Source organism: Kitasatospora sp. NPDC004240 (assembly GCF_053603215.1).
The window spans coordinates 1-5,217 of the sequence record NZ_JBSGFD010000345.1; the positions used below are offsets into that span (position 1 = coordinate 1).

Consider the following 5,217-nt stretch of genomic DNA (forward strand, 5'->3'; position numbering starts at 1 on the left):
CCCGCGGGCCCGTAGCCGGCCGCCGCCGGAGCGCAGCGCGGTACGGCCCTGGGCGGCCCGGCGCCGCTCGGCCCGGCCGCCGGTGGGCACCGGCTCGGCGGGCGGCGGCGGGACCCGCAGCTGCAGGGTCTGGTCGGCCAGCCAGGGGTACTCGGGCAGCTCGTCCTGCCCGGCCTCCTCGTAGACGCCCCAGGCGTCGTCCTGGCGGCCCGGCCCGCCCGCCCCGCCCAGGCCCCCGGCGGGGCCCTGAGACCCCTCCTGGGCGCCCCGCGGGTCGTCGGGGGACGCGGCACCGCCCTGCGGGCCCGCCCCCGACTGGTGGCGCCCCTCCGGGCGTACCGCGGTCACGTCGCTCAGCCCCGCCCGATCACCGGGGCGAGCCCGGCCGAACGGCCCACCGCGGCCGGGTCGCCGCACTCGGCGAGCCAGTTGGCGAGCATCCGGTGCCCGCCCTCGGTGAGCACCGACTCGGGGTGGAACTGCACGCCCTCCACCGGCCGCTCGCGGTGCCGCAGGCCCATGATCACGCCGCTGGCGGTGCGCGCGGTGACCACCAGCTCGTCCGGCACGGTGGCCGGGTCGACCGCCAGCGAGTGGTAGCGGGTGGCGGTCAGCGGCGAGGGCAGGCCCTCGAACACCCCGCCGTCCTCGTGCTCGACCGGCGAGGTCTTGCCGTGCAGCAGCTCGGGGGCGCGGTCCACCACGGCGCCGTACGCCACCGCGATCGACTGCAGGCCCAGGCAGACGCCGAACACCGGCAGGCCGATCCGCGCGCAGTGGTGCACCATCTCGATGCAGACCCCGGCCTCCTCGGGGGCGCCCGGGCCGGGGGAGAGCAGCACCCCGTCGAAGCCGGCCGCGCCGTCGCGGCGCACCGCGTGCTCGACCGTCACCTCGTCGTTGCGCACCACCTCACAGGTGGCGCCGAGCTGGTACAGGTACTGGACGAGGTTGAAGACGAAGCTGTCGTAGTTGTCGACGACCAGGATGCGGGGCGGGCTCTGCGGGGCGGTCATGCGCGCGCTGTCTCCGGTGGGATGCGGGAACTGGAGGGGGAACGGGGCCGGCCGCTCAGCCGGCGGCGCCGTCGCCGCCGCCTTCGCCGTCCACTGTGACGTCACCGAAGGGCAGCAGCGGTTCCGCCCACGGGAAGACGTAGGTGAACAGGAGGTAGACGATCCCCAGGGCGAGGAGCAGCGAGATGATGGCCCGGACCAGGGTGTTCCCCGGCAGGTGACGCCAGATCCAGCCGTACATGGTGCTCCCTCGAAGGTGAAAGGCCGTGGTCAAGAGTAGACCGGTGACCGGCCCCCGGTCCGGCCGGTCACTGCTGCCCGCCGGCCGAGCGCAGGTCGGCCGTGCCGGTGTAGCCGGGCAGCGCCAGGTCGCCGCCCTCCTGGACCTTCCAGACCAGCCCGTACGCCTGGACGTACTTCTGGTAGTTGCGGATGGTCGGGTCGCCCTCCAGGGCGGAGCGCAGCGCGTCGGTGCGGCCGACCGCCCTGATCACGTACGGCGGGGAGTAGACCCGGCCCTGGAGCAGCAGGGTGTTGCCGACGCAGCGGACCGCGCTGGTGGAGATCAGCCGCTGGTCCATCACCTGGACGCCCTCGGCGCCGCCCCGCCACAGCGCGTTGACCACGGCCTGGATGTCCTGCTGGTGGATGACCAGGTCGTTGACGCCCGGCTCGGGCACCCCGGGGATGCGGGCCTTGGCGTTCGGCGGGGCGTCGTTGAGGGTGACGGTCAGGCCGGGCCCCTGGAGCGGCTCCAGCGCGGCGGCCCGCTGGAGCGCGCCCAGCCGGGCGGCCTCGTCCGGGCTCTGTCCCTGCTGCTCGGTGAGCTCCTGGGCCCGCGCCTCCAGGTCGGCGAGCTGGGACTGCGCCTGCTGGTTCTGCGAGCTGCGCTGGCGTATCACGTCGCTGAGGCTCAGGAGCGAGTCGTCGGTCCGCAGATCGGTGCCCCGGGCGGTCTGCGCGCTGATGTAGAAAAGCAGTCCGGCGAGCGCGAAGACGGTGCAGGTCAGGGCACGGCCGACAATTCGGGTGCCGGAGGCGCGAGTGCGGGCCTGCTGAGGGGGAATCGACAAATTAGGCACCGTACCCTTATCTACTTCAGACCCGAAGAGCCACTACGCTAACGGACGCCGGTGGCATGTGCGGGCCCGGTCCGCGCAGTCCGCCAAGCCCCGCCTCACCTCCGCTGGACCCCTGCGCGGTCTCACAGCGCATCGACAGGAGAGCTCCTCGTGCCGAAGTCCCGACTCCGCAAGAAGTCCGACTACACCCCGCCGTCCACGGCGACGGCGGTGAAGATCAGCTCGGGCCGCAACTGGGTCGCGCCGCTGATGCTGGCACTCTTCCTGGTCGGGCTGGTGTGGATCGTCACCTACTACGTGACCAGCGGCAGCTGGCCGGTGGAGGGCTGGCGGAACTGGAACATCCTGGTGGGCTTCGGCTTCATCGCGGCGGGGTTCGGCGTCTCCACCCAGTGGAAGTGACGTCCGGCCGGCGATAGGCCCGACGCGGTTCTCCCGACCGTCCTGGAGTGCGACTCCAGGACGGTTCCGTGGTGTTCCGTGGTGTTCCGTCCAGAATCGTTCCGTGCCGTCGCGCCGCTTTTCCCTGCCCGCATTCCAGGGCTCGCGGTCGCACGATCCGCTTATCCACATGGTTATCCACACTGGGGAAAAGTCGCCCCATCCTGTGGATAACTCACGCCCGGCGCACCGCCCACGCCCTTGCGCGCCCCCCTGTGGACTTTCCGTCCGTACAGCAGGACGCGCGTAGAACAGGTGTCCGCAGGCTGTCCGGCGCACCGCCTGTGCACAACCCCGCACCCGCTGTGGAAATCGGGTCATCCCCCGAAGCGGGCCATCCCCGCCATCAGCAGCGCCAACGCCAGCGCCAGCACCCCCGCCACCGTCAGCCCCTGGACCAGGGTGCGGTGCCCGCGCGGCGCGTACATCAGCCCGACCCCCAGCAGCAGCCCGGCGGCGAGCCCGCCCAGGTGCGCCATCTTGTCGATGCCCGGCACCGAGAAGGTGACGACCAGGTTGAACACCAGCAGCGCGATCACCGGCGCCAGCCACTGCCTGGTCCGGCGGAACATCACCGCGATCGCCCCGAAGAGCCCGAAGACCGCCCCCGAGGCGCCCAGCGACTCCATGAACCCGCCGTTCACCAGGAACGCGAGCGCGCCGCCCACCAGCCCCGAGACCAGGTAGAGGGCCAGGAAGCGCAGCCGGCCGAGCTCCCGCTCCAGCAGCGGACCGATCACCACCAGGGCCACCATGTTCGACAGGATGTGCCACCACTGCTGGTGCAGGAACATCGCCGTCAGCAGCCGGTACCACTCGGACGGGCCCGCGGCGACGCCGTACGGGTGGCCGGTGAACTGCGGCCCGGCGCTGTAGAGCGAGAGCTCGGCGACCAGCGGCCGGCCGTAGACGTACGCCAGCAGCCAGAGCGCCACGTTGACGATCAGCAGGACCCTGGTGACCTGCGCGCCGTCCGTGGTTGGCCGGCCGCCGAAGCGGGTGGTCGCCCGCCGCGCGCCGCGGTGGCCCCCGCTCACGCACTCCGGGCACTGGAACCCGACCGCCGCGCTGACCATGCAGTCCGGGCAGACCGGCCGGCCGCAGCGGGTGCACGAGATCCCGGTCTCCCGCTCCGGGTGCCGGTAGCAGTGGGGGGGTCCGGCCGCGCCCGCGGCGCCGTCGGGCCCGGGCGTGCGATCGGCCGGCGGCCTTGGCTGGTCCGGGAGCATGGCGGTCCCCTCCTCGCGCGTCCGGTCCATCATCCCACCCCCGCCGCCCGCTCCTCCGGCACGCCTCCCGCCCCGCTCCGGTCCTCCCCGGCCCCGCCTGCGGCGCCCCCGGCGGCCCCGGGCCCGCCGGACGGCCCACCCCGACGTGCCGGTGGACAAATCAGCATGCATGATCAGCATTCAGGTGGATATGTGCATATAGGACGCCACCAGGAGGAGAGACCCGTGACCCGTTTGGACTCAGCCCGTGAGACCGCGACGAACTTCGCGGACGGCGCGAAGCAGCGTCTGAGCCCCGCCCTGGACGCCCTCGGACCCATGGCCGCCCAGGCCGCCCATACCGCCCGCGTCCAGTACGACAAGCGCATCGCCCCGCAGTTCGGTCACGCCTTCGCCAGCCTGCCGCCCGATGCCCAGCAGAACGTCCTCAAGGCCGTGCACCGCGCCCAGGAGGCCGCCCTGGCCGCCAAGCTCTCCGCCGCCCGCGCCGCCGAGCAGGCCCGCACCACCGTGGTGCCCCGGGTCAGCCAGGCCGTCGGGGACGCCCGCACGGCCGTCTCGCCGGTCGCCCAGGAGGCGCAGGTCCGCGGCGCGGCCGCGCTGACCGCGCTGCAGGGCCACGTGACCGCCGCCGAGATCAGCGAGATCGCCGCCAGGAACATCAAGCGGGAGCAGCGCGGCCACCGGGCCAAGGGCCTCGCCGTGGCCGGCACCCTGACGATCTGCGCCGGCGTGGTGCTCTGGCAGTGGACCCGGAACCGGGGCAACCCGGAGTGGCTGGTCGAGCCCACGACCGAGGAGGACGACCAGGACGCCTCCGGGCAGCCCCACGGCGGCTCCCACGCGGCCGGTGGCGGCGGGTCCGTCAACGGCTCCCCCGGCGCCCCCCAGACCCCTTCGGGCGACTCCTCGGGCACCTCCCCGGCCGCGGGCTCCCAGGGGCCCGGCGACGGCGCCTCCCCGGCCTCCGGGACCGACCACGACCCCGGGTCCGAGGCCGGTACCTCGGCCCCCAAGCCCGGACCGACGCCCGGCAAGCCCGGCTCCGGCGACGACCGCCCCAAGCCGCACGACCCGCGCAAGCCCCACTGACGACCCCGCCCGGCCGCACGACCCGCCGGACGGGCCCGGAAACGCCGATCGGCCGCCGACCCTGAACGGGTCGGCGGCCGATCGCCATCGTGCTGTGGAGCTTAGGAGACTCGAACTCCTGACATCTGCCTTGCAAAGGCAGCGCTCTACCAACTGAGCTAAAGCCCCTCGGACGGGCGTTCGCGCACCGTCGGGCACTAGCGTACCGGGTCCCGGCGCCGGACCGGCGCGATATCCCCGCACACCACGTGCCGGAGGGCGGTCGGCCCGGCCGCTGAAGCGGGCCCGGTCGCGCTGCGGGACGCCGAGGATCTCGAAGATGACGGTGAGCGGCAGCGGGCGGCAGAGGCCGGCCAC

At 73.7% G+C, this 5,217-nt stretch carries 6 protein-coding genes, 1 tRNA gene and 1 pseudogene; 2 read left to right on the plus strand and 6 right to left on the minus strand.

Annotated elements, in window-relative coordinates; all coding sequences use genetic code 11:
- From ACWEQL_RS40730 to ACWEQL_RS40745, 4 genes and pseudogenes are all read right to left on the minus strand, one after another.
- Positions 1 to 348: pseudogene (locus ACWEQL_RS40730) on the minus strand (hypothetical protein); the annotation flags it as partial.
- A gap of 5 nt (positions 349 to 353) precedes the next feature.
- Positions 354 to 1,016 carry an aminodeoxychorismate/anthranilate synthase component II gene (locus ACWEQL_RS40735; protein ID WP_452156397.1) on the minus strand — a complete coding sequence of 221 codons (663 nt, stop codon included), beginning with the start codon at positions 1,014 to 1,016 and terminating at the stop codon, positions 354 to 356.
- Positions 1,017 to 1,071: 55 nt separating this feature from the next.
- Entirely contained in the window at positions 1,072 to 1,257 is a 186-nt protein-coding gene (locus ACWEQL_RS40740) for a hypothetical protein (RefSeq protein ID WP_452156399.1), read from the minus strand.
- A gap of 67 nt (positions 1,258 to 1,324) precedes the next feature.
- Complete coding sequence (locus ACWEQL_RS40745) at positions 1,325 to 2,083, minus strand: DUF881 domain-containing protein (RefSeq protein ID WP_452156407.1); 759 nt, start codon at positions 2,081 to 2,083, stop codon at positions 1,325 to 1,327.
- A gap of 165 nt (positions 2,084 to 2,248) precedes the next feature.
- On the opposite strand from ACWEQL_RS40745, the gene crgA reads away from it, so the two are divergent.
- Positions 2,249 to 2,500, plus strand: a complete 252-nt coding sequence (gene crgA / locus ACWEQL_RS40750; RefSeq protein ID WP_452156401.1) for a cell division protein CrgA — start codon at positions 2,249 to 2,251, stop codon at positions 2,498 to 2,500.
- 356 nt (positions 2,501 to 2,856) lie between these two features.
- Here crgA and ACWEQL_RS40755 read toward each other — a convergent pair whose 3' ends face one another.
- The gene (locus ACWEQL_RS40755; protein WP_452156403.1) at positions 2,857 to 3,768 is read right to left on the minus strand and encodes a rhomboid family intramembrane serine protease; all 912 of its coding nucleotides are present in this window, start codon (positions 3,766 to 3,768) and stop codon (positions 2,857 to 2,859) included.
- A 225-nt stretch (positions 3,769 to 3,993) separates the two neighbouring features.
- On the opposite strand from ACWEQL_RS40755, the gene ACWEQL_RS40760 reads away from it, so the two are divergent.
- Positions 3,994 to 4,860: a DUF5324 family protein gene (locus ACWEQL_RS40760; protein WP_452156405.1), complete on the plus strand. Its 867-nt coding sequence runs from the start codon at positions 3,994 to 3,996 to the stop codon at positions 4,858 to 4,860.
- 95 nt (positions 4,861 to 4,955) lie between these two features.
- Here ACWEQL_RS40760 and ACWEQL_RS40765 read toward each other — a convergent pair.
- Positions 4,956 to 5,028, minus strand: a tRNA-Ala gene (locus tag ACWEQL_RS40765).
- Positions 5,029 to 5,217: the final 189 nt, after the last annotated feature.